The 24,684-nt window shown below is 37.5% G+C and carries 23 protein-coding genes; 10 read left to right on the forward strand and 13 right to left on the reverse strand.

Features of this window, described 5'->3' with window-relative positions; translation table 11 throughout:
- Positions 1-3: 3 nt before the first annotated feature.
- From A1D25_RS09775 to A1D25_RS09790, 4 genes are read right to left on the reverse strand one after another with little or no spacing between them, the layout of a single operon-like run.
- Entirely contained in the window at positions 4-423 is a 420-nt protein-coding gene (locus tag A1D25_RS09775; protein ID WP_157395488.1) for a hypothetical protein, read from the reverse strand.
- A gap of 12 nt (positions 424-435) precedes the next feature.
- Positions 436-948: a hypothetical protein gene (locus A1D25_RS09780; protein ID WP_157395489.1), complete on the reverse strand. Its 513-nt coding sequence runs from the start codon at positions 946-948 to the stop codon at positions 436-438.
- Positions 949-951: 3 nt separating this feature from the next.
- Positions 952-1,464, reverse strand: coding sequence for a hypothetical protein (locus A1D25_RS09785; protein ID WP_157395490.1), 513 nt, complete (start codon positions 1,462-1,464; stop codon positions 952-954).
- Entirely contained in the window at positions 1,440-1,937 is a 498-nt protein-coding gene (locus tag A1D25_RS09790) for a hypothetical protein (protein ID WP_157395491.1), read from the reverse strand. The genes A1D25_RS09785 and A1D25_RS09790 overlap by 25 nt, the downstream gene beginning before the upstream one ends.
- 289 nt (positions 1,938-2,226) lie before the next feature.
- Here A1D25_RS09790 and A1D25_RS09795 point away from each other — a divergent pair, with 289 nt between their 5' ends.
- The 4 genes from A1D25_RS09795 to A1D25_RS09810 all read left to right on the forward strand — a co-directional run bounded on the left by A1D25_RS09795 (position 2,227) and on the right by A1D25_RS09810 (position 7,503).
- Complete coding sequence (locus tag A1D25_RS09795) at positions 2,227-4,815, forward strand: penicillin-binding protein 1A (protein ID WP_157395560.1); 2,589 nt, start codon at positions 2,227-2,229, stop codon at positions 4,813-4,815.
- 236 nt (positions 4,816-5,051) lie between these two features.
- Entirely contained in the window at positions 5,052-5,573 is a 522-nt protein-coding gene (gene aroK / locus A1D25_RS09800) for a shikimate kinase AroK (RefSeq protein WP_157395492.1), read from the forward strand.
- A 15-nt stretch (positions 5,574-5,588) separates the two neighbouring features.
- A complete protein-coding gene (aroB, locus tag A1D25_RS09805; RefSeq protein ID WP_157395493.1) occupies positions 5,589-6,677 on the forward strand; it encodes a 3-dehydroquinate synthase in 1,089 nt (362 codons plus the stop codon).
- A 1-nt stretch (position 6,678) separates the two neighbouring features.
- On the forward strand, positions 6,679-7,503 hold the full coding sequence (locus A1D25_RS09810) for a Dam family site-specific DNA-(adenine-N6)-methyltransferase (protein WP_157395494.1): 825 nt from the start codon (positions 6,679-6,681) through the stop codon (positions 7,501-7,503).
- A gap of 56 nt (positions 7,504-7,559) precedes the next feature.
- Here A1D25_RS09810 and A1D25_RS09815 read toward each other — a convergent pair whose 3' ends face one another.
- The 8 genes from A1D25_RS09815 to A1D25_RS09850 all read right to left on the reverse strand — a co-directional run bounded on the left by A1D25_RS09815 (position 7,560) and on the right by A1D25_RS09850 (position 17,149).
- Positions 7,560-8,396, reverse strand: coding sequence for a glycosyltransferase (locus A1D25_RS09815; protein ID WP_157395495.1), 837 nt, complete (start codon positions 8,394-8,396; stop codon positions 7,560-7,562).
- Between the two features lie 379 nt (positions 8,397-8,775).
- On the reverse strand, positions 8,776-9,609 hold the full coding sequence (locus tag A1D25_RS09820; protein WP_157395496.1) for a glycosyltransferase family 2 protein: 834 nt from the start codon (positions 9,607-9,609) through the stop codon (positions 8,776-8,778).
- Positions 9,610-9,617: 8 nt separating this feature from the next.
- The gene (locus A1D25_RS09825) at positions 9,618-11,486 is read right to left on the reverse strand and encodes a UDP-glucose:protein N-beta-glucosyltransferase (RefSeq protein WP_157395497.1); all 1,869 of its coding nucleotides are present in this window, start codon (positions 11,484-11,486) and stop codon (positions 9,618-9,620) included.
- A gap of 49 nt (positions 11,487-11,535) precedes the next feature.
- Positions 11,536-12,246 carry a YwiC-like family protein gene (locus tag A1D25_RS09830; RefSeq protein WP_157395498.1) on the reverse strand — a complete coding sequence of 237 codons (711 nt, stop codon included), beginning with the start codon at positions 12,244-12,246 and terminating at the stop codon, positions 11,536-11,538.
- An 8-nt stretch (positions 12,247-12,254) separates the two neighbouring features.
- Positions 12,255-13,661 carry an ABC transporter ATP-binding protein gene (locus tag A1D25_RS09835; protein WP_157395499.1) on the reverse strand — a complete coding sequence of 469 codons (1,407 nt, stop codon included), beginning with the start codon at positions 13,659-13,661 and terminating at the stop codon, positions 12,255-12,257.
- A complete protein-coding gene (locus tag A1D25_RS09840; protein WP_157395500.1) occupies positions 13,661-14,464 on the reverse strand; it encodes an ABC transporter permease in 804 nt (267 codons plus the stop codon). Before A1D25_RS09840 ends, A1D25_RS09835 begins: the two co-directional genes overlap by 1 nt.
- Positions 14,464-15,405: an ABC transporter permease gene (locus tag A1D25_RS09845; RefSeq protein ID WP_157395501.1), complete on the reverse strand. Its 942-nt coding sequence runs from the start codon at positions 15,403-15,405 to the stop codon at positions 14,464-14,466. Before A1D25_RS09845 ends, A1D25_RS09840 begins: the two co-directional genes overlap by 1 nt.
- Positions 15,406-15,562: 157 nt before the next feature.
- Positions 15,563-17,149 carry an ABC transporter substrate-binding protein gene (locus A1D25_RS09850; protein WP_157395502.1) on the reverse strand — a complete coding sequence of 529 codons (1,587 nt, stop codon included), beginning with the start codon at positions 17,147-17,149 and terminating at the stop codon, positions 15,563-15,565.
- 356 nt (positions 17,150-17,505) lie between these two features.
- Between A1D25_RS09850 and der the strand changes: the two genes are divergently transcribed.
- The 5 genes from der to rsmA all read left to right on the forward strand — a co-directional run bounded on the left by der (position 17,506) and on the right by rsmA (position 23,035).
- Complete coding sequence (gene der / locus A1D25_RS09855; protein WP_157395503.1) at positions 17,506-19,020, forward strand: ribosome biogenesis GTPase Der; 1,515 nt, start codon at positions 17,506-17,508, stop codon at positions 19,018-19,020.
- A gap of 62 nt (positions 19,021-19,082) precedes the next feature.
- A complete protein-coding gene (gene hldE, locus A1D25_RS09860; protein ID WP_157395504.1) occupies positions 19,083-20,513 on the forward strand; it encodes a bifunctional D-glycero-beta-D-manno-heptose-7-phosphate kinase/D-glycero-beta-D-manno-heptose 1-phosphate adenylyltransferase HldE in 1,431 nt (476 codons plus the stop codon).
- Positions 20,513-21,040 carry a bifunctional pyr operon transcriptional regulator/uracil phosphoribosyltransferase PyrR gene (gene pyrR, locus A1D25_RS09865; protein ID WP_157395505.1) on the forward strand — a complete coding sequence of 176 codons (528 nt, stop codon included), beginning with the start codon at positions 20,513-20,515 and terminating at the stop codon, positions 21,038-21,040. The genes hldE and pyrR overlap by 1 nt, the downstream gene beginning before the upstream one ends.
- A gap of 84 nt (positions 21,041-21,124) precedes the next feature.
- Positions 21,125-22,069, forward strand: a complete 945-nt coding sequence (locus tag A1D25_RS09870; RefSeq protein ID WP_157395506.1) for a peptidylprolyl isomerase — start codon at positions 21,125-21,127, stop codon at positions 22,067-22,069.
- A gap of 99 nt (positions 22,070-22,168) precedes the next feature.
- Positions 22,169-23,035: a 16S rRNA (adenine(1518)-N(6)/adenine(1519)-N(6))-dimethyltransferase RsmA gene (gene rsmA / locus A1D25_RS09875; protein WP_157395507.1), complete on the forward strand. Its 867-nt coding sequence runs from the start codon at positions 22,169-22,171 to the stop codon at positions 23,033-23,035.
- A gap of 26 nt (positions 23,036-23,061) precedes the next feature.
- On the opposite strand, the gene A1D25_RS09880 is transcribed toward rsmA, so the two are convergent.
- Positions 23,062-23,865 carry a Rossmann-fold NAD(P)-binding domain-containing protein gene (locus tag A1D25_RS09880; protein WP_157395508.1) on the reverse strand — a complete coding sequence of 268 codons (804 nt, stop codon included), beginning with the start codon at positions 23,863-23,865 and terminating at the stop codon, positions 23,062-23,064.
- Positions 23,866-24,014: 149 nt separating this feature from the next.
- Here A1D25_RS09880 and A1D25_RS09885 point away from each other — a divergent pair, with 149 nt between their 5' ends.
- Positions 24,015-24,653: a nitroreductase family protein gene (locus A1D25_RS09885; protein WP_157395509.1), complete on the forward strand. Its 639-nt coding sequence runs from the start codon at positions 24,015-24,017 to the stop codon at positions 24,651-24,653.
- Positions 24,654-24,684: the final 31 nt, after the last annotated feature.

Genomic DNA, 24,684 nt, shown 5'->3' on the forward strand with positions numbered 1-24,684 from the left:
CTCCTACATTCTAATCGTTATTCTATTTGGTTGAATACAGTTATTGCTATTTTTCCAGTTAATATAATCAACTTTTTTCAAATTGATCTTTTCTATTTGAATGGCATCATCAAGAATTAATTGATTTTCTTTTAGGGCAGTAATGCGGTTTTCTTTATCTGAAAATAATGCAGTAAAAGTATTTTGTTGCTGTAATACACCAATAAATTTTAGGTCATTAAAAGGTATAGAAAGATAAACGGGTTCTGTGTTTTTATCTTTTAAACAAGCGGGCATTTCCCATTGTTTTTTTGTATCTTGGTTTGCTTCAGTATTGGCTACCTGCTCTTGTTCTTTTTCATTATTTTCATTATCCGCATAAAAAGGATCTGCATAAGACAAGGTAGGAATGATAGAGAATAAAATAACGACTATTTTTTGCATAATAACTCCTAATTAGTCAGTAATTTGTAATATTGCATATAGCTGAACTAAATTTTGGCGATGGATTTTAGATAAGCTAATTTCTTTATAGGCTAAATTAGGTATTTCTTGTAATTGCAGTAATACTAAACTTAACGGCATCGCTTGATGGTGTACAGTAATCACTATTTGCTTTTCATCAATATTCCATTGTAGTTGTTCTATTTTTATTTTATGTTCAGAAAAAATTTGTTTAATCGCTTGGTTTATGTTTGAAATATTGTCTTTAAAATGGGTGCTATTAGATCTTTGACTTAATGTATTTAATAATTTCGTTTGTTGGTTAAGATCTTGTATTAAAGCAGATTTTTTATCTTCTTTTAGGCTATTCTCAGATTGAGCGAAGCAATAAAAAAGAGTTGGTATTAGCGTAAGTAAAATAAAAATGATTACTACACAATAGAGCAATCTTGTTTGAATAAAATGAAAACAAGAATAAAGGTAGTGATGCGGTTGTAGATAAATATTCATTAGCCAATTTTTCATCTGCTATCCTTGTAAATCAATAATTATTTGAAATGAGAGTAGATTATCTTCACGAGTATATAAGTGTGTGATTTGGTAATTGGTATTCTCTTGTTTAAGTTGTTGTTCAATTAACATAAATTGTTCCTGATTTTTTACTTTACCTATGATTTTTATCTTTGTATGGTTATCTATATATATTTGTATGATTTCAAGTGTTCCTTTTTCTTTGAAGTTGTTTAGATATTGATTTAAGAAATAAATGTGTTCTTTTTTAATAGATTGATTATTTGTAATTGCATTTTGTTTGAGTTTTTCTATGTTGTTTTGTGTTTGAGTGATTTTATTTTCTATTTCAGTAATTTCATTGTTAAGTAGTCTATTTTTATACTGTATATCTTGATGTTGTAAGATAATAAATATAGTTATAATTGATAAGGCAATAAATATTGCAATGATAATAATAAGATTGCGAATACTCATCTTAACCCATTGATGTTGGTTATAACCATTTAAATTGATACCTTGCCATTCCATAAACTTGCTCCTAATGCAATTAAATAAAGTTTTTTATCAGGGGTATTTTCAGGGAAAGAAAGTTTATCAATATCTATATCCTGTATCTGCTTGATATTTTCTGTTTTAATTTCTGAATTATTTAAGAGTAATGCTCCCCTTAAATAGCAGAATAATTCATTATCTAAAATTATATTTTCTTTAGATAAAAATGGTTCTGCATACGATTTTCGTAATGCATAGATAGTGCTTTTTATTCGATTGTTATTTTCTTCTTGATTGAATTTCACATCAAAATAGATCTGAGAAACAGCGATTGGCAGTGTTTGTTTTAGAATTTGAATAACCTGTTTATACTGTTCCTGTGAATTAAAATGAGCGGGGAAATAAACAGTTTTCTGCCAAATATAATGATTTGGAATAGGGGTAATAATGGTAAATTTTTCTGGTGAACCTACCGCTTGTTTGACTAGTTCATCAATTTGTTCAGCCATCGAATATGACGTGCAATTATTCTGCCAAATAATTTGGTATTGCTGATTTTTATTTATGCAACAACAGAGTAGATTTTCATTGTAACTAATACCTATTCGCAAATAGGTATGGGTACTATCTGTATTTGAGCGTTTAAATTTATTCAGTATCATAAGATTAATTACATTAAGTTGTGATTAAAACAGCTTTTTGTCGATTTTTGGCTTATAATTGCCAACTGTTTCGATGGGTTTACGTTATATTTACCGTAAATTCAGGTTTAGTCATTTAGTAAAAGAGAATTTTTCGATGAAGATCGCAAAAATCATATTGGGTTCCTTACTGACACTCGCCATTTTAGGTTGTGTTGCAGTAGGCGTGATCTATTTTCATTTCAAGGCAGATTTACCGAATGTTAATTCGCTAAAAAATGTGGAATTGCAACAACCTATGCAGATTTTTACCGCAGATGGTAAATTGATTGGCGAAGTAGGTGAAGAACGCCGTATTCCAGTAAAACTAGCGGATATTCCACAACCTTTACTTGATGCTATTTTAGCAACAGAAGACAGCCGCTTTTATGAGCATAAAGGCGTTGATCCAAAAGGTATTCTTCGTGCTGTTTGGCGTTCATCACAAGGAGATACACAAGGGGCGAGTACTATTACACAGCAATTAGCTCGTAATTTCTTTTTATCGCCAGAACGAACAATTGAACGTAAGATTAAAGAAGCAATTTTAGCTTTAGAGATCGAGCAAAATTTAACGAAAGATGAAATTTTAGAACTCTATTTAAATAAAATTTATTTAGGTTATCGCTCTTATGGGGTTGCAGCTGCAGCTAAGACTTACTTTGGTAAAAAACTCAATGAATTAACGTTGTCGGAAGTGGCAATCATTGCCGGCTTACCAAAAGCACCATCAACGATGAATCCACTATATTCAATAACTCGATCAGAAAAGCGTAGAAATATAGTATTAGGACGAATGTTAGAAGTTGGAAAAATTACACGACAGCAATATGAGCAAGCTAAGGCTGAGCCAATCGTTGCAAAATTCCACGGTTCTTCTTTAGAGTTTAGAGCGGATTATGTTACAGAAATGATTCGACAAGAGATGGTTAAACGTTATGGTGAAGAAGTTGCTTATACTCGAGGTTTTCAAGTTTATGCTACAGTTTTGTCGGCAGATCAGCAAGAAGCACAAAATTCATTGCGTAATAATTTGATTGCTTATGATCGCCGACACGGTTGGCGAGGAGCTGAAAAATTGTGGACAGCAGCAGATAGTGCTTGGGACGAAGAGAAAATTATTGAACATTTAAGTAAATTACCACATTCAGAGCCTTTTATTGGAGCAGCTGTTCTAAAAGTAAATAAGGATAGTGCTAATATTATGTTGGCTAATGGAGATAAAGCGGTATTGAAATTAGCTGGAATGCGTTGGGCTAGAAAATTCATCAATGATTCGGCTCAAGGCAGGCAGCCTAACAGTGTAAAAGAAGTTATCAATGTTGGGGAACAAATTTGGGTCCTGCAAGATAGCAAAGGAAATTGGGAGTTAGGACAGATTCCCGATGTGAATTCAGCATTAGTTTCTTTAAATAGTGATAATGGGGCTATTGAAGCTGTTGTCGGTGGGTTTAGTTTTGAACAAAGTCGTTTTAATCGTGCAACACAATCATTGGTTCAAGTAGGATCATCAATTAAGCCATTTATTTATGCTGCTGCTTTAAATAAGGGTTTGAGTTTAGCAACTATTTTAAGTGATGAGCCTATAACTATTACGAAGCCAGGACAAAAAGCTTGGAGTCCTAAAAATTCACCTAATATTTATGAAGGTTCGCTACGTTTACGTGTAGGTTTAGGTAAGTCGAAGAATGTAATGATGGTAAGAACTGTGCAAATGGCTGGTGTTGATTATGTGGCAGATTATTTACAGCGTTTCGGCTTTGAGCGTGAACAATATCAAGCAACAGAAGCTCTAGCGCTTGGTGCAGCATCATTTACACCTTTAGAAATGGCTCGTGGCTATGCAGTGTTTGATAATGGTGGCTATTTAATCGAACCTTATATTATTGATCGAATTTTAGATAGTAATGGTAATGAGTTATTTAAAGCTAATCCAGCAGTGGCTTGCTTGGAATGCAATGATATTCCTGTTATCTATCCAGAACCTGAGTATTTCAATTTTGTAAAAGTTACCCAAGAATCAGAAGCTCAATTAGCTAAAAACAGCAGTGTTATCGTTGCTGAAGATGTTCAAGATGTTATTCCAGAGTTAGAAATTGATGTTGCTAAAAAAGAAGATGCTCCAAATTTAATGGCAGATGCTGAAGCTACAACCAAAGGAGTACATTATGCTCCTAGGGTTATGAGTGGTGAAATCGCTTTTCTAATGAGAAGTGCTTTAAATACAGCCATTACTGGAGAGCCAAGCCAAGGTTGGAAAGGAACAAGTCACAGTATTGGAAATACGATCAAACGCAAAGATATTGGGGGGAAAACAGGAACCACCAATAATGCGAAAGTAACTTGGTATGCGGGTTTTGGAGCCAATATAGTTACTACTATCTATGTGGGATTTGATGATAATAAACGTGATTTAGGGAGAGGCGAAGCTGGTGCCAAAACTGCGTTACCTGCTTGGATTAGCTATATGAAAGTAGCACTCAAAGATAAAGCGGAAAGAAAAGAGCAGCTGCCTCCAAATATTATTGAAGTTAAAATAGACGCTAAGAGCGGATTTTTAGGCAATAGCTTTAGCGAATATTTTATTAAAGGTACTGAACCAACGAAAAAGTATATTGTTGAAAAGGCTTACAGTGAACCTTATTCAATAAGTAATGATCCGATGTTAAAACAAGCACCTAATAACTATAGTAAAGAATTATTCTAAATTAACGGATAATTAGCTTGTTTAGGTTGAAAAGAGAGGCGATTTATTGAGATAATATCGCCAATCTTTATTTTTGGGCGATTTGTGGTTTAATTATTCTATAAGTGTGTTATTTATAATCACTTTCTTGTAAATTTTAACGTGCAACAGACCGCTTGTGTTTACAAGCGGTCTGTTTTTTCCCAATTTTTACCACAAATCAAATCGTTAAATTATTTTAAAATTAGAAAAGAGAAATGGCAGAAAAACGTAATATCTTTTTAATTGGGCCAATGGGTGCAGGTAAAAGCACGATTGGACGTCAATTAGCACAAATGCTAAATATGGATTTTTTAGATTCTGATTCTGTAATCGAAGAACGTGCTGGAGCGGATATCGATTGGATTTTTGATATTGAAGGAGAAGCAGGTTTTCGTAAGCGTGAAGAACGTATTATTAACGAATTAACGCAATCTCAAGGGTTAGTACTCTCAACAGGGGGCGGTTCAGTGTTATCAAAAGATAACCGTAATGTACTCTCTGCTCGTGGGATTGTTGTTTACCTTGAAACATCAATTGATAAGCAATTTGAACGTACTCAGCGTGATAAAAAACGCCCATTATTACAAACAGAAGACCCATATCAAGTATTACAAGAGTTAGCTAAAATTCGTAATCCATTGTATGAAGAGATTGCGGATATTACTTTACAAACCGATGAGCAAGCAGCCAAAGTTGTTGCAACGCAAATCATCGAAATGATGGATAATTTACAGTAAATCAAGGTAGAAAATATGTTGCAAGTCAATGTTGAGTTAAAAGAACGTGCGTACCCAATTTCTATTGGGGCAGGGTTATTAACCGATCCAGCGAGTTATCACCCATTAAAGCAAGGTGATAAAGTAATGATCGTTTCTAACCCAACCGTTGCTGAACATTATCTTGCAACAGTAACGAACACATTAGAAACCTTAGGTTGTGCTGTTGATTTTGTACTTATTCCTGATGGTGAAAAATATAAAACCCTATCGTCATTAGATCTTATTTTTACCGCGTTATTAGAAAAAAATCATAATCGTGATAGTACATTGATTGCCCTTGGTGGCGGTGTGATTGGCGATGTTGCAGGCTATGCCGCAGCTTCTTATCAACGTGGTATCCGTTTTATTCAGATCCCAACCACATTGTTAGCACAAGTCGATTCATCTGTTGGTGGAAAAACGGCGGTTAATCACCCATTGGGTAAAAATATGATCGGGGCTTTCTATCAACCGATTTCAGTAATTATTGATACAGAAACCTTGAAAACCTTACCTAAACGTGAAGTAAGTGCAGGTTTAGCTGAAGTGATCAAATATGGAGCAATTTTTGATTTAGCCTTTTTTGAATGGTTAGAGCAGAATATTGCTAATTTAGTCCAACTAGAACAGTCTGCCCTTGAATACTGTATTCAACGTTGTTGTCAGCTTAAAGCTGAGGTTGTAGCTCGTGATGAAACTGAAAAAGGCGATAGAGCCCTACTCAATTTAGGGCACACATTTGGACACGCTATTGAAGCTCATTTAGGTTATGGCAATTGGTTACACGGAGAAGCAGTTGCGGTAGGAATGCTAGAAGCGGCTGCTTTATCTCATATTTTGGGTGATCTTTCAGAGCAAGATATTTACCGTTTAGAAAAACTGATTGCACAAGCGACATTACCGACAATTTCGCCTGATGGAATGCAACCTGAAGAATATCTACCTTATATGTGGCGTGATAAAAAAGTATTAAGCGGTCAGTTACGCCTAATTTTATTAAAATCACTGGGTTCTGCTTACGTTACCTCTCAAGCAACGGAACAGCAAGTGATTGATGCTATTCGCCGTTTCACTCAACAATAAAATGAATACTAAACAACGTGCCTTTTTAAAATGGGCTGGCGGTAAATATCGCCTAATTGATGAAATTTCTCGCCATTTTCCTAAAAAGGCTTGTTTAGTTGAGCCATTTGTTGGTGCTGGTTCAGTGTTTCTAAATACAGACTTTGAACGCTATCTACTGGCGGATATTAACCCTGATCTCATCAATCTCTTTAACTTTGTCAAGCAAGATGTAGAAACTTATATCCAAGCAACACAGCAACTGTTTTTCCATCATCAAGCAAATACGGCGGCGTTTTATTATGAGCGCCGACAAGAATTTAACTGCATACAAGATCCTTTTCAGCGTTCTGTTTTATTTCTCTATCTCAATCGTTTTGGGTTTAATGGGCTATGCCGCTATAACCAAAAATTGCAGTACAATGTCCCTTTTGGTGCTTACCGAAAACATTACTTCCCTGAGAAAGAATTACGTTTTTTTGCGGAAAAAGCGGAAAAAGCGACTTTTATTTGTGCTGATTTTCATCAACTGTTTCATTACCTATGGGAAAATCCTGACGATTATCTAGTCTATTGCGATCCCCCTTATGCTCCTTTGGCTCAAGAAAGTAATTTCACACAGTATGCTGGTGGTGGGTTTAGTCTTGAGCAACAACAAACGCTTGCAGAGTATGCTTTACAATCACAAGCGGTTGGTATTCCTGTATTGATTTCAAATCACGACACCCATTTTACTCGTGATATTTATCGTAATGCACAAATCAAAATGCTAAAAGTTCAGCGAAATATTGGTCAAACCCCAAGTTCTCGCACTAAAGTGAATGAACTATTAGCTATTTTTAATTAAATGGTGTAATGGGAGCTAGTAGGAATCTCCATCCTTTAGGGCAGGAAGGATGTCAATCACTCTACATCCCAAATATACACACCACCAAACCCTTGCAAATTAGCATCATTTAAAAACTTAACTATCTTCTCGCCGAGTTCATATTCTTGGTCATTGGAATTACTTTCTACGACATACCCACCGAAGAATCTTAGCACATCTAAAGTATAATTAACGCTAAACTTCTTGGAACAAATTCCTTGATATTGACTGCTTTTAAGAGCATTCCATACATAAGTATCGTTATCTTTTCCTGCAACCCAACTTGTACTGGTGGCAACCGCCACATCTTTTTTCAGAAAGTAGCAGTTGGTATCAATGTGTCCTTCACGTTTGGGCTTACGAAAGGATAATTTGTGCGACTCGCCAAAAGCATTGATGTTCAGTTTGATCACATCGGGCAAAGCAGTCTGATACCAGCCGATAGATTCAATAGAATCCTCCACCAAAAAATCACCTTTCAAATTATATAAATTTCTCAATGAAAAAGCATAATCATAAGAGTCATCTTGCAACAACTTCACACCAGATTCAATGTGATTGGGTTCATACCAGTTGTCATCATCCAAGTAGCAAATAATATCTTCTTTCACCAAAAAAGGAGCAATGGCATTAATACTACTATTTGTCCAGCCATCAGCTCCTGTGTTCATCGGTAAATAAGTAGCAATAACGTCAGGATATTTATCCAAAATCATTTTGGCTCGCTGATGATATTGTTCACCATCAACAAATACATAATGCTTACAAGGATAACTTTGTTGTTGGACGCTCTCAATTGCTCGCACTAAATCAGCACGTCCAATGGTTGAAGTGATGACAGCGACCGTCTTATCTGATTGGATTTCATTCATAATAATTTCACATAAACACTGTTATTTGCATCAAGAATATTCGCTCATTGAGATGTATAGAAAGAGTAATAAAAAGACGATCAGTACTACTTTTCCCACTTTTCTGATATTTCACACCACTCAAGATTGTGGTAGAACCAATATTTATCACGATGCATCATAGACTTATCTCGGTGCCAAGGTTTTTCTGTGGATGTATAGTGAATGATATAAGGTAATTGTGTCTCAGGGAGCTTTGGCATCTTATGCTCAACTCATTTTTATTTAAATGATTGTTGGTTAGTATGGTTATTTAATCTATTCTATGTAGAAATTTTGCTTAAGAAGCAAAGTGATTGTTTCAGGATAATAGGCATAATTAAATGAAATTAATAGAATATTATTCTTTATTCCAGTGGTATATGCCGCCAAGTTTTTTCAAATTGATTTCATTTAGAGAACTGATGATAACATCGCCTATATCATATTTTTCTGAATCAGAATAGCCACTGAACATATTCCCGTTAAAAGCTTTCAAGGAATCAAAAGTATAATTGACAGTAAAAACTTTAGTACAACACCCTCGGTATTTATTGTCATTTAATGCATTCCATACATTTGTATCATTATGTATTCCACTAAACCAATTTTTACTAGTAGTAATAGCCACTTCTTTTTTAAGAAAGAAGCAGTTAGTATCAATATGGTTTTCTTTGTGCATTCTTAAAGATACCGTGTGTGAATTACCAAATGCGTTAATATCCAACTCAATTGGGCTTGGTAATGCAGATTTATAAAAACCTATTGACTCAATAGAATCAGGTGAAAGAAACTCATTTTTTAGATTATATAAATTTCTCAATGAAAAAGCATAATCATAAGAGTCATCTTGCAACAACTTCACACCAGATTCAATGTGATTGGGTTCATACCAGTTGTCATCATCTAAGTAGCAAATAATATCTTCTTTCGCCAAAAAAGGAGCAATGGCATTAATACTACTGTTTGTCCAGCCATCAGCTCCTGTGTTCATTGGCAAATAAGTGGCAATAACGTCAGGATATTTATCCAAAATTATTTTAGCTTGCTGATGGTATTGTTCACCATCAACAAACACATAATGCTTACAAGGATAACTTTGTTGTTGGACGCTCTCAATTGCCCGCACTAAATCAGCTCGTCCAATAGTTGAAGTGATGACAGCGACAGTTTTATTCACTTTAATTTCACTCATTTTGCCTCCTACAACCGATGTGCTTGTTTATACTCTTTCACCAATGCCAAAAATCTCTCGCCCATCGGATCGGCATTACCAGTAAACAGCTTTTTCAAGCCATTGTTTTCAATGATATGACGGCGTAATTCAAGACGTTCCGTATGATTTTCGGCCAATCTCACCGCTCGTTCAATATATTCTTCCACCGTGTCAGCCACCAGCCATTTTGGTAGCCCCAAGCGACCAAATAAGCCCTCATCAATATGCTCGTGTACTTCAGGGCCTGTCTTACAGATGCCGACCAAGCCAAGCGTAACCATATCAATGATGCCATTGGTATTACCAAATGGGAATGGATTGACCATCATATCGCAGTTGTTCAGCACCGCTAAGTACTTCGTATAAGGCAGATGCGAATGTGCCGTCGCATCATCGCCCAAATAAGTACGGATAAATTTCTGCACATAAGGATGTGTAATGCCTGTAGATTGACCCAGTGCAAAATGAAAATGAACTTTCACCTTGGCACGATCACGAATCTCTTTACAAGCCTGTAAGAAATGTGGGTTTAGTTTCATTGTGGTAGAAGCGATACCGATATTGACCACTTCAGGATTTTCACGCAGTTTATAATCCACTTTTTCAGGGGCTAATGACGATGGCACATAAGGCAGTGCGTCTTTTGGCAGGCGTATCAGTGTCTCGCTAAAGCAGTCTTCTGAGCCGACATAATCATCTTCCACCACCACATATTCAATAAAATCAGAATGCGTGGTTGCAGGGTGTCCCAGTGCAATCGCTTGAATCGGGGCCATTCGGGTGTTACTGGCGAAAATCGTGGTCAGATCCATACCGATACTTGGCATATAGAACACCGCCGCTTTATTTTTGCTACAAATATCCCTGATAAACGCCAGTTTCTCAAAGATATTATCACCTTTGGTCACGTGAAATTCATCAAAGACCTCTCTGCCAGCCTGATCGACAGCCTCACTACCCATACCGATCAAATGAAAATGCTTACGAGCAGCGACCATTGACGTAGAATGAGTACGATAAATTGAGTGTGAGGCATTAAAATGCTCAAGCAAGACCACCATCACAGGCTTGCCATTACGCTTGCCGATTTTCGTGATTTCACGATCTGTCCAGCCGCCATCAAGCAAATGACTGCGGATCACCTTGTTTAGGGATTTTTTCACATCGTGCTTATTGGCTGCCAAATCATAACTACAGTGCATATACACATCGTGAGAAATGCCACTTGGCAAGTTACTCAAGCTGTCAAACTCTGCCAACTTAGACGGAAACCACTGCAAAATCGCCTTACGCTTGTTAAATGAAGTTTCCGTACCGATGAAGCGAGGCGACTGCAGTGCAAAGCAAAGTGCCGCACACAGCTCACGATTCGCTTCCCAAATGACATTTAGGTTCACATTGACATTTGATTCAGGCAAAAACAGGATACAAAATTTGATGAGCGTCGCCTTCGAGCCGTCCAGACGAAGCCCATCATCTAGGCTGTCATTTTTGTTGTAGGTTTGTAGAATATGGTCAGCATTGACATAAGGGGAGCTTGCAAAAATCAGCGAAATCCATCTTTGCAGTGTCAAGAAACGAACCGCCCCAGATTCAGAAATCTCAAGTTTGGGATCGCTGAATAAGCGAGTGATGGCATCAGCCATACGGGTGCAAAAAAGCACGATTTTTTCTTGTTCTAAATTGGCTAACTGGTGTGGTACTTTGCATTCAATGCCAGAAATGCCACCAAAGTTACTGTTTAGTTTTTCTAAAATTTTTAATAACTCACGACTTGCCATTTCATAATTTTTGGCAGCGACTTCTTTTTCGAAGCGGTGAAGGCTTGGAGTTTGGTTTTGTTGGTCTACAGACACGGTATTTTATTCCTAATGCTTAATTATGTATCTCTCATTATACTATGAATTAAGATAGATACAAAACTATAATAAATATAAAAACAACCCCAAATTCCAATATTCCAACCTGTTTTATATTTAATTGTTTTTTGGGGACAATAATCGCTCGAAGTAACGCAATAAAATAAGCGAAAGCAATCGCATATTGATTAAATAGTAAATAAAGCCCTACACATAATAGATGAGAAAAAAGACTTAATTTGAGATATAACGGATTTTTTCTCTCTCTGGCAACGCTTTTTACATATAGCGTCGTAGTAATAAAAAAGAGTGTCGGATGAAGTAATATCCACCATTGATATTGATCTGTCACTAAATAGTAGCTTGCCACACCAATAATACCGAAGGTTAAAATCCCTGCAATATCATTGATTAAATTACGCTCATCTTTCTTTTTAGCATAATAAATTTGAACAACTGCAAGCGGTAAGATAAAAAGAGAAAATTGCAAAATGGCTATTTTATAAAAGAGTAATGGAATAGCGAATAATAAGCTAATTACCGCATAAATAATTGCCCATTTTTTATATTTCGTATTATTTTTACGATTAAAAATCGCCAAAAATGGATAAGAGAAAAAATAGAGAAAAAGCCACGAAAGTCCAAAGAAAATATGTTGGACAATAAAATGACTTTCAAAAATACCATATAAAAACGGTACAAAAGCCATTACTAATGCACCGTGTTGATTTGAAATGATAGGCTTTTCGTTAAACATCAGTCAATTTAGCAGTAATCTTCAAGGTTGATTACTTTATCACAACTTTTCTCAATCAGGTATGGATCGTGACTAACTAAAATCAATGCACATTGCCTTGCTCGGCACTGTTCAATCAGAAGTTGGATTGTTTCTTGTTGTGTAATAGGATCAAGACGTGAAGTTACTTCATCAGCAAAAAGCAAAACAGGTTCAAGCAGTAACGCTCGTAAAATAGCCACTCGCTGTAATTCCCCACCAGACACATTTTCAGCAGTACGTTGTAAAATTTCAGGCGATAACGAAAGTTGTTGTAATAAATGTGGGATCTGCGAACCATCTAAATGATGATAACGAATAACATCATCTAATAATGTTTGTAACGTTACGTTTGGTGCAAATGCTTCTGGCGGATCTTGATATAGTTTCAGCACTTGATGCTTTTTATGTTGCGAGTGATGCCACTCTACCTTACCAGACTTCGCTTTTAACAGACCGCATAACACATCTGCAAGCGTGCTTTTACCAATACCACTTTGCCCAACAATGCCTAGAATTTCCCCTTGATTAAGGGTAAAAGAGAGATCGCGAAACAATTCACGTTTTTCTCTGGCAACTGTTAGGTTATTAACTGAAACAAGCGGTCGCTTTTGTTCATTTTTTTGCAGATTAAATGATTGCCAATGTTTAGGATCGGCAGAAATTAACGCACGAGTATATTCGTGCTTTGGGGTGGTAAGTAATTGCTCGGCCTGACCTTGCTCGACCAGTTTTCCTTTTCGCATTACGAAAATATAGCCACCCAGTTGGCTTGCCACATCAATATCGTGCGTAATGGTGAGTAATGCTCCGCCATTTTGATGCGCTTTTTGTAAAAGCTGAATTACATTCTGCTTACTGGCTGGGTCAAGCCCTTTGGTTGGCTCATCTGCTAACAAGATTTTACCGCCAGATGCAGTCGCAATCGCAAAAGAGGCACGCTGTGCCATTCCGCCTGATAATTGGTGTGGGTAAGCATTCACGGCATTTTTTAAGCCGAGATCACCTAAATATTGCTCACTTTGATGTTGAGCTTGCTTATCCGTATAACCTGCAACAAAGTGATAGCTTTCCCACAGCTGTTGGCGAATAGGCATAATTGGGTCAAGAGAACGTCTAGGCTCTTGAGGGAGCATTACTAAACGTTTCCCCCAAAGCTGTTGTAAGCGGTGAGATTGGCTCGATATTTTGCAATTTTCCACCCAAATCTGACCGCTTGCGATTAACCCATCGGGTAATGCTCCCATAATCGCTTGAATAAGTAGGCTTTTTCCTGAGCCTGTTTCGCCTAATATCGTAATATTTTCACCTGCATTCAACACCAAGCTCATTGGTTCAACCAATTCAAGCTGTTCCGTTGTTCTAACAGTGAGATGCTCAATTTTTAATAAGCTCATTATTTTATTCTTCCTGATAAAAGTTGTAGGCTTAAAACCAATAAAAAGACCGCAATAACGGGCTGTAAGAAAATTAAAGGAGCTTGATAGTAATAAGGGAAAAGCTCCGTCATCATTAAGCCGAGTTCAGCTGTTGGTGGGCGTAGTCCTACGCTTACAAAGCCTAATGTGGCGAGTGCTAAAATAGCATTACCAATCGAAAAAGCACTTAATGTCGCAATCATCGGCAGTAAACGGGGTAGCAAATGGCGTTTAATGCAATAAACCCAAGGCATTCCCATTAAACGTGAAGATTCAAGCTCGTGACTTGTGGCAAGCGTACTTGTAATCGCACGCGTAACACGAAAAAATTCGACCCAAATGACTAATGAAATACCAAGATAGAGCGTCCAAAAAGAACCAGGGGAAAGTGAAGCAAACAGTAAAATCAATAATAGCCCTGGCAATGCCATAATCATATCGCATAAGAAACTGAGCGTTTTATCCAGCCAACCGCTAAACAGTCCTGCCAAGATACCGATAGAAACACCCGCAAATAAGGCACAAGCAACACTAAATAACGATAAACTAAAAGATAAACGAATAGCCGATGCTAAACGAGCAAACATATCTCGCCCGAGATGATCTGTACCAAACCAACTAAACTCATCGGGATCAGACAAAATATTATTTAAGTCTTGAAAACCAATATCCATCGGGTAAAACAAGGGTTGCAAAAATGCAAAAGCAAGTAATAGTAAGAGTAAAGTTGCTCCACAGTATTGAGCAAACGAAAATGAACGAACGAATGAAAATGAACGCATTATTTTGCTCCTTCACGAATGCGTGGATCTATCCAAGCACTAAGTAAATCGGCACACATATTCAAGATCACAAATAAGCCTCCCATTACTAATGCTGTTCCTTGGATCATTGGAATATCTCGTGCAATAATAGCGTGAACTAAAGCGTGTCCACTGCCAGGCCAAGCAAATAAACTTTCTACCACTACCACCCCTTCAATCAAGTAAACTAACTGCACACTGTGATAGGCGATAACAGGAATAGCAATATTACGAATAGCGTGACGGAAAAAACTCTGCCATTGGCTTAACCCTTTGAGCAATGCAAATTGATAGTAATCTGCATTTTTTACTTGCACCATTGCTTGACGAGTAACTCGTACAGAAACCGCACTTAGCCCAATCGCTAATGTTAAAGCAGGTAGAATAAAGTGTGTCCAACTGCCATAACCGCCCGAAGGTAACCATTTTAAACTCACCGAAAAGAGCGTAATTAAGCCGATAGCAATAATAAAAGCAGGTACAGAACGAAATAGGCTACTGAAAATCAGAGTCAAGCGGTCAAAAAAACCATTCGGTTTACGAGCAGCAAGTACACCCAAAGGTGGACCAATCAACAACGCCATTATTAACGCAACAATCGCGAGGCTTAAAGTATGCCCAAATTGATGATGGAGTTCAGCCCAAACACTATCCCCCGTTACGAGAGATTTACCTAAATTCCCTTGTAATAAATCAAATAGCCAATTTGCATAGTTTTGCCACCAAGGTTGGTCTAGCCCTAATTCTGCACGCACCATTTCTGCTGCAGCACTGTCTGTTTGGTCATATCCGTAACGGCTGGCTGCGATACGATATGCCATATCGCCAGAGAGTTGATAAGAGAGAATAAAGGTCATCGTTCCAACTGACCATATTACAAATAAAATTTGTACAATACGTCTTGTAATAATTTTAAACACAACGATATCCGAGTAAAAATTAAATTGTTTATGGGGAAACGACCAAAGTTTGTGGCATTTTTCGGCTAAATAATAATAGGTTTATTCCACTACCCCGAACTACCGATTTGGTATTCCCCCACACAAGTGGGGCAGAATTGTGATCTGCCCCATTATGCTAATTTTGCGTCAATTTTTCTAAGAAGAAACGGCGTTCAAAAGGATCTACTGTGACATTTTTGATCTCTTTATGTGCCACGACATTTTGCTGATAGTACACAACAGGAATAATCGGTAGTTCATCGTGAATGATTTGACTAACCGTTTGTTTTAACGCTTTCGCTTTTTGTGGATCTCGCTCTGTTTCAAGTTGTTGTAATGCATTATCAAGTGTTGGATTAGACCAATTCATCACGCCCCAATCACTGCCATTTTTTGCGAAATCCTGCACAATCACACCAAATGGGTCGAGGGTTTTACCATAATTCAAGGCATATAACGCCATCTCTAAGCTACCATCTTGATGTCCTGCTGGGATTTCACTGAAATTCCCGACTGAAACATTCACATCGATCCCAATTTGTTTCCATTGTGCCTGTAAAATGGTAGCAATAATAGGTAGTTCAGGGCGATCCGAGAAGGTGCGTAAAGTAAAGCTAAATGGCTTGCCTTCTTGGTTTAAAAGTTTACCTTCAGCATTAAATTGATAGCCCGAAGCGGTGAGATTTTCCTTAATTTTTGCAATATCTGCGGTTCTCTCTTTTGCATCAATTCGCCATTCCGCAAAGGCTTTCGGTAAGATTTGATCTGCCACGCCATCTTCAATTTTCAGTACCGATTCTGCAATACTTTTACGATTGATCGCATCACTTAACGCTTGGCGGATTGCAAGATCATTAAAGAAGGGCTTCGCAACGTCCATTTTTAGCTGAATGGTTCGAGCTATTGAAACACTGGTTAAATACAGATTCGGATCGTTTTTCAAACGTTCCACACTTGCGGTATCTAAATTGAAAACCAGTGATGATTTATCACTTTGAGCCATTAACATTCGAGTTTCACTACGGCTACTCGCTAAATAATTGGCTTGAGCAATTTGTGGTTTCTCACCCCAATATTCGTCAAAACGTACCGTTTCAATTTTTTGTGGAGCCTCGATTTTAGCCGCTTTAAATGCCCCCGTTCCAATCACTTGGGTAACTTCACCTTTCTCATTGTAAGACTCATCTGCCAGAATAATCGCAGTATAGTGAGTTAAGAAAGCAGGAAATGGCACAAAAGGTTTGGTTAATTCAATTTCAATATGATGTGCATCAGTCGCACGAATGTCCTTGATAAAGGCTTTTTGTAAAATTCCTGGTTTCGCTAAAGCGATATTAAGGCTTTTCGCAACACTTTCCGCTGTGAGAGGCTTACCATTATGAAATTTAACATCTGATCTTAAATTAAAACGCCAAATGGTAGCATTCTCATTACTTGACCACGATGTCGCTAAACTCGGGACTAATTCACCTTGCAAATTGGCTTCAACGAGTGTTTCTGCAAGGTTCATTCTTTGAAAGATAACGCCCGTTTGGTTAGGATCAAGGCTGTTGATCTCCCAAGGGGCAACGACTGTTGCCAAGGTTAATCCTTGATTTTCAGTCGCTTTAACCGTTGATTCAGTTGATGCTTTTACTGCAGTTTCTGTACTATTTCCTTGAAAATACTCTACTGCGAGCGCCACAATGCCACCAATGGCAAATGGAATAAGAAATTTTTTCATACTTTCCCTTAAATTAACTATGGTTTTTTAAGGGTGCTATTCTGCCATAAAATTCCATAAAAAAATAATGGAATTTTGAAATTAACTAAAAACTATCATTTAATGACCTAATACCTTCATATAAACAATGATTTATGAAAGGTCAGGAATTATACGGCGATATCGTTGAGCAAGTATAGAACACTTTCTCACTTTGAAATAAATCATAGTGTTGGTCTAATGAGGAAAGTACTTTCTTTAAAAGATAGTTGCTCTTTGGAAGTTTTTCATTTCAAATTCGCCCTTATCCCCGATTTACGTTATAATGCCAACATTTTTGCAAATTGTTGCAAACCGAATTTTTATTGAGGTTTTTTATGACTCCAGTTGTTGCCCTCGTTGGCAGACCTAATGTGGGTAAATCTACATTATTCAATCGCCTAACTCGTACTCGTGATGCGTTAGTTGCGGATTTTCCTGGTTTAACCCGTGACCGTAAATATGGGCAAGCAAATATCGCTGGTCACGACTTTATCGTTATTGATACTGGCGGTATTGATAGTACGGAAGAAGGTGTAGAAGAGAAAATGGCAGAGCAATCGCTGTTAGCGATTGAAGAAGCTGATGTGGTGCTCTTTTTAGTTGACGCTCGTGCAGGTTTAGTCCCTGCGGATATTGGGATCGCACAATACTTACGCCAACGTGATAAAACTACGGTGGTCGTTGCCAATAAAACCGATGGTATTGATGCTGACTCACATATCGCTGAATTTTATCAATTAGGATTAGGTGAAGTTGAAGCAATTGCTGCGGCACAAGGGCGTGGCGTTACACAACTTATTGAGCAAGTGCTTGCCCCTTTAGCTGTTCAGATTGAAGAACAAGCGGTCGGTTCTGATGAAAATTCTGCAAATGAAGAAACAGATGAGTGGGATCACGATTTTGATTTTGAGAATGAAGAAGATACCGCTTTACTTGACGAAGCTCTAGAAGAAGAGAGCGAAGATGTTGATGATAAAAATATCAAAATTGCAATTGTTGGTCGCCCAAATGTAGGAAAATCAACTTTAACTAACCGTATTCTAGGTGAAGAGCGTGTGGTTGTTTACGATATGCCGGGAACAACTCGTGATTCCATTTACATTCCAATGGAGCGTGATGGGCAGCATTACACGATTATTGATACAGCTGGTGTTCGTAAGCGTGGTAAAGTACATCTTGCTGTTGAGAAGTTCTCAGTTATTAAAACATTGCAAGCGATTCAAGATGCCAATGTAGTATTGCTCACTATTGATGCTAGAGATGGCGTTTCTGATCAAGATTTATCGCTACTCGGTTTTATTTTAAATGCGGGTAAATCATTAGTGATTGTGGTGAATAAATGGGACGGTTTATCGCAAGATATTAAAGATAATGTGAAATCTGAGCTTGATCGCCGACTAGATTTTATTGATTTTGCACGAGTGCATTTTATCTCTGCATTACACGGTAGTGGTGTGGGAAATTTATTTGAGTCTATTCAAGAAGCCTATCAATGTGCAACGAAGAAAATGACGACATCAATGCTTACTCGAATTTTACAAATGGCAACAGATGAACATCAACCGCCATTGGTAAATGGTCGCCGAGTGAAGTTAAAATATGCTCACCCAGGTGGTTATAATCCACCGATTATCGTGATTCACGGTAATCAAATTGAGCGATTACCAGACTCTTATAAACGTTATTTATCTAACTATTTCCGTAAGAGCCTACGCATTATTGGCTCGCCAATTCGAGTGCTATTCCAAGAAGGGAATAACCCGTTTGCAGGTAAACGTAATAAATTAACACCGAGCCAGTTGCGTAAACGTAAACGTTTAATGAAATTTATTAAAAAGAATAGAAAATAGTCTGTATAGTGGGCGGAATTATCGCCCGCTTAATTTAGGTAAACCATTTGTGTGGATAAACTATGATGATGCAATATTCCTCTCAATTTAATCAGGCTAAAGTACTGGTGCTTGGCGATGTAATGCTAGATCGCTACTGGTTTGGTGCAACAAATCGTATTTCTCCAGAAGCACCTGTACCAGTGGTAAAAGTACAACAAAATGAAGAGCGTGCCGGTGGTGCGGCAAACGTAGCAATGAATATTGCGAGTTTGAATGTGCCTGTTACGTTGCACGGTTTAATCGGACAAGATGATGCTGGGCAAGCCTTAGATAAACTACTGAATACCCATCAAATTAAAAATCAATGTGTTGCATTAGATAGCCACCCAACAATTACAAAATTGCGTATTTTGTCACGTCATCAGCAACTATTACGTTTGGATTTTGAAGAAAATTTTCACAATGTAGATAGTCAGCCACTACTTGCAAAATTAGCAGAAGAAGTAGCCGCTTATGGTGCATTAATTTTATCTGATTATGGGAAAGGTACATTAGATTCTGTTCAACAGATGATTCAAATTGCACGTAAAGCGAATGTCCCTGTTTTAATTGATCCAAAAGGTACAGACTTTGAACGTTATCGTGGTGCAACTTTGCTTACACCCAATATGGCAGAGTTTGAAGCTGTCGTTGGACATTGTGCTACCGATGATGAAATTGTTACAAAAGGCTTAAAAATGATTGCCGAATATGAACTATCGGCATTACTTGTTACTCGTTCAGAAAAGGGAATGACCTTACTTCGACCAAATCACGAGGTTTTCCATTTACCGACCCAAGCTAAAGAAGTTTATGATGTGACAGGGGCTGGCGATACAGTAATTAGCGTACTTGCAACGGCGATTGCAGATGGGCGTTCTTTAGAAGAAGCCTGCTATTTAGCGAATGCTGCAGCAGGTATTGTAGTCGGTAAACTCGGAACATCAACGGTAACACCAAGCGAACTAGAGCAGGCTATTCATCAGCGTACAGAAACAGGTTTCGGTGTTGTTAGCGAAGATACATTGAAAAGTATTGTTGAACAAGCCAAACAACGTGGTGAGAAGATTGTAATGACAAATGGTTGTTTTGATATTCTTCACCCAGGACACGTTTCTTATTTAGAAAATGCGCGTAAATTAGGTGATCGCCTTATTGTTGCAGTAAATACTGATGAGTCAGTGAAACGTTTGAAAGGAGAATCTCGCCCGATCAACTCACTTGACGCTCGAATGGCAGTATTAGCGGGGCTTGCCTCTGTGGATTGGGTAGTGCCTTTCAGTGAAGATACGCCACAATGTTTAATTGGCGAAATTTTACCTGATTTATTGGTTAAAGGTGGCGACTACAAGCCCGAAGATATTGCTGGTAGTAAAGAAGTATGGGCTAATGGTGGCGATGTGCGAGTGCTAAATTTTGAAAATGGCTGCTCAACCACTAATGTCATCAAAAAAATTCAAGGCTCATTGTAATGGAAAAGATCATCATTGATACGGAGCAGTTCCAACGCACGATTTCACGCATTTCACATCAGATAATCGAAAAACACGCTAGTTTCGATGATGTTGTGCTTGTTGGCATTAAAAGACGTGGTGCAGAAATTGCGGAAATGTTGCAAAAAAGGATCTTCGAGTTAGCTCAAATCAACTTACCGTTAATGGCATTGGATATAACTTTCTATCGTGATGATCTAAATCAAGCGAATACCGATCCGATTTATGCAGGGGTAGATAATCCTGTCCCTATTGAAAATAAAAAAGTAATTTTAATTGATGATGTATTATTTACAGGTCGAACTATTCGAGCCGCACTTGATGCCTTGCTTGATTATGGTCGAGCATCTAAAATTGAGTTAGTTATTTTTATTGATCGTGGACATCGTGAGTTGCCTATTCGGGCAGATTATGTTGGAAAAAATATTCCTACATCACGTTCTGAAACTATCCAAGTCAGAACAGAACATTACGATGGCATCAATCAGGTGGCACTGTTACAATAAACTCATATTTTGATTGAACCTTTAACCAAAAGCTAATTCTAATTAGCGTAAATATTTTCACTCATTCTTTAATAGGACATAAAAATGAAATTAATTTCGGTGAAATCTCTTTTAATGGTGGCTATAACCTTTTTCTCGGTAAGCCAAATTGCTAAGGCGGAAGAACGTGTTGTTGCAACCGTTGATGGTTATCCGATTATGCAAAGCCAAGTAAACAAGGCATTAGGCAAAAAGGCGAATAATGCGGAAAATCGTAAAGTTGCGTTAGATTCGTTAATTGATGATTTTCTCGTGCAGCGTGCAATTAAAGAATCAGGCGTAAAAGTCAATTATGCCTATGTTGATCAGATGATTGAACAAATTGCGGCACAAAACGGTTTAACCTATGGGCAATTTTTAGATGCTTTGGACTATCAAGGAATAACCTTAAATCAATATCGCCAACAGCTAGCTCAACAGATGATGATGGAACAAGTTCGCCACCAAACTATTGGTCAAAGTATCCAAGTTGAGCCACAGGAAGTACAAGCATTAGGAAAAAAATTGTATGAAGAAGCGAAAGCTCAAGGAAAATTAAAATCTGCTACATCTCCTGAATATCGCATCAGCCATATTTTATTGAAAACTAACCCGATTTTAACTGATGCAAAAGCTAAAGCTAAGTTAGTTGAAATTAGCAATGAAATTAAATCAGGAAAAACAACCTTTGAAGCTGCAGCAAAAGCAAGTTCTGTTGATTATGTTTCGGGGGCTGATGGTGGTGATTTAGGTTGGAATTTCTTAGATGCTTATGATCAAACTTTTGCTAAAATTGCACAAGCAAGCAAAGCAGGTGTTATTTCAGCACCATTTAAATCTCAGTTTGGTTGGCATATCTTAAAAGTGGTCGAAACCCGCCAAGGCGATCGTACAAAAGATGCTTATATTCAAAAAGCTTATGAACAGCTTGTAGATAAACAAGCAGAAGCTGCATCAAAAGACTGGGTAAAAGCCTTAAAAGATCGTGCAGAAATTAAGTATATTAACTAACCTTATATTCTAAAATTTAGAACCTCGCTTTGCGGGGTTCTTTGCTTTATTAAATTTGCAAAAAATAGCGGTAATCCTACCGCTTAAATTAGGAAATCTATGAGTTCAAATTCAAAAAAACATTTAGGGCATACTGCTCGTAAACGCTTTGGGCAAAACTTTTTGCACGATCAAAATGTGATTCATAATATTGTTGCAGCAATTAATCCACAAAATGGACAGTATCTCTTAGAGATTGGTCCTGGATTGGGAGCACTAACTGAACCTGTTGCAGAATTAGTGGATAAACTAACGGTAGTGGAGTTAGACCGAGATTTAGCAGAGCGTTTACGCTATCATCCATTTTTAAACCATAAATTAACTATTATTGAGCAAGATGCGTTACGTTTTAATTTTAGAGAATATTTTGAAGAATTAGACTTAGTTGAGAATCAAGGCGTTCGAGTATTTGGTAACTTGCCATATAACATTTCAACACCGTTAATGTTCCATTTATTCAAATTCCACGATCTCGTGCAAGATATGCACTTTATGTTACAGAAAGAGGTGGTTAAACGTCTGTGTGCTGCACCTAACAGTAAAGCTTATGGTCGTCTAACCATTATGGCACAATATTACTGTCAGGTAATGCCTGTGTTAGAAGTACCACCATCAGCATTTAAACCTGCACCTAAAGTGGATTCAGCCGTAGTAAGACTCGTGCCTTATAAACAACTACCACACCCAGTGAAAGATATTTATTGGTTAAATAGAGTAACAACTCAAGCATTTAATCAACGCCGTAAAACCTTGCGTAATGCACTTTCAACACTATTTAGTGCAGAACAGTTGGAATCATTAGGCATTGATTTGAACGCTCGAGCGGAAAATCTCGCCTTAGCAGATTACGCCCGTTTAGCGAATTGGTTATGTGATAACCCACCAGAAGTGGAAAAAGTAGAAATTGATGATCTTGAGGACGTTTAGTCTGGCATAGGCTCCCGAATTACATATTAATCTGGGAGCATCTGCATAGGATTATCATATTGATAACTAAACCCAAAGTCTCGACAGATTTTCAGCCCTTGAATAACCCGAATAAGCGGTTGCTTATCCGCTAAAAAATGCAAATCTGCAAGTTTGCATTGCTTAGCAACAAAGCGATAGTATTCTTCTCTAGCTGGGTGAATTGGGGCAACCAAATGGTAAACTCGTTTACCCTTTGGAGAATTTAGTAAACAAATTATTGCACGAATACAATCGTCTAAATGAACTAAATTAACGGGTTGCAGGGCATTTTTGAGATCTGTTTTTCCCGATAAATAATAGACGGGGTGTCGTTTTTTCCCCACAAGCCCAGCAGGGCGAACAATATCTACATCAATCTGTTGAGATAAAAGCCAATTTTCAACGGCTAACAATGTTTGAGCAGATTTCTCTTCAGCATCAGGAATCGTATTTTCATCAAACAGCCCGCTTTGTTGCGGAAACACAGAGGTAGAGCTGACAAAAATAAGATGTTGAACATTTTGTAAAATAGCTTGAGAAACTAACCGCTTAATGCCATCAATATAATCTATTTCATTTATTTTACTTGGTGGAATATTAATGACTAAGGCATCACTGTTCAGTAATTGCTCAACTTCTGAGGTAATCGGAAAATTGGCGGTTAGTAATAAGGGATATTGTATCAATTTAGTTTGGCTGTTTTCTGTAACTTCTCTTTTACTGCCTTTAACGATCCAACCTTGTTGAATAAGTTGCTCTGCTAAAGGCATTCCAAGCCAACCAAGCCCAATAATTGTTACTTTTTTCATTTTTTACCATTCTTTTTATCTTTAAATCGCCACAGTAGAATGGCAGATGCTTTGATTTATTTCAATAACAGAGCAAATATAATCCCCCATTTTTGTACTAAATAGGCTTACACTATCGCCCAATTTTTTTGAGCCTAGGAGAGAACAAAATGCAATTAGTCGATGCCATTCAACAGCGTAAAACCATTAAGTTATTCAACCCTAATGTAAAAATCCCACGAGCAGAATTAGCAGAAATGCTGACGTTAGCTCAACTTGCCCCCTCTAAAGCAAATTTACAGCCTTGGCGTTTTGTCGTGATTGATGATCCTATTCAAAAAGCCAAACTCGAAAATATAGTAGCGTTTAATTACCCACCTTGTGAAAGTGCCTCTGCGGTTATTATCATCTTGGCAGATTTACAATATCACCGCTTATTAGAAAAAATCCTAGATCGATCTATTGAAAAAGGGTGTTTAAATGAAGCCTTTAAGCAACGTAACTTGGATTTTTTAACCTCAACCCATAATGCTTTAACGGAACAAGAAATCCGAGATCAAGTTTTAATTGATACCAGTCTTGCTTCAATGCAACTAATGCTGATTGCCAAAGATAAAGGCTATGATACTCACGCCATTGGCATTTTTGATAAAAGCGAAGTATTAGCTCATTTTGATATTGATGCAAACCGCTTTGCCCCTGTAATGTTACTAGCAATAGGAAAAGCAGCAGTGCCACCATTACCGAGTGCAAGGCTAACGTTAGATAATACAGTGGTGTGGAATAGTGGAATGGCACTTTTAAAATAATTAAGTGCAAAAACTAAAGGGCTAATTCTGA

Origin of the sequence: Ursidibacter arcticus (genome assembly GCF_009761375.1) — a bacterium.
GTDB lineage: Bacteria > Pseudomonadota > Gammaproteobacteria > Enterobacterales > Pasteurellaceae > Ursidibacter > Ursidibacter arcticus.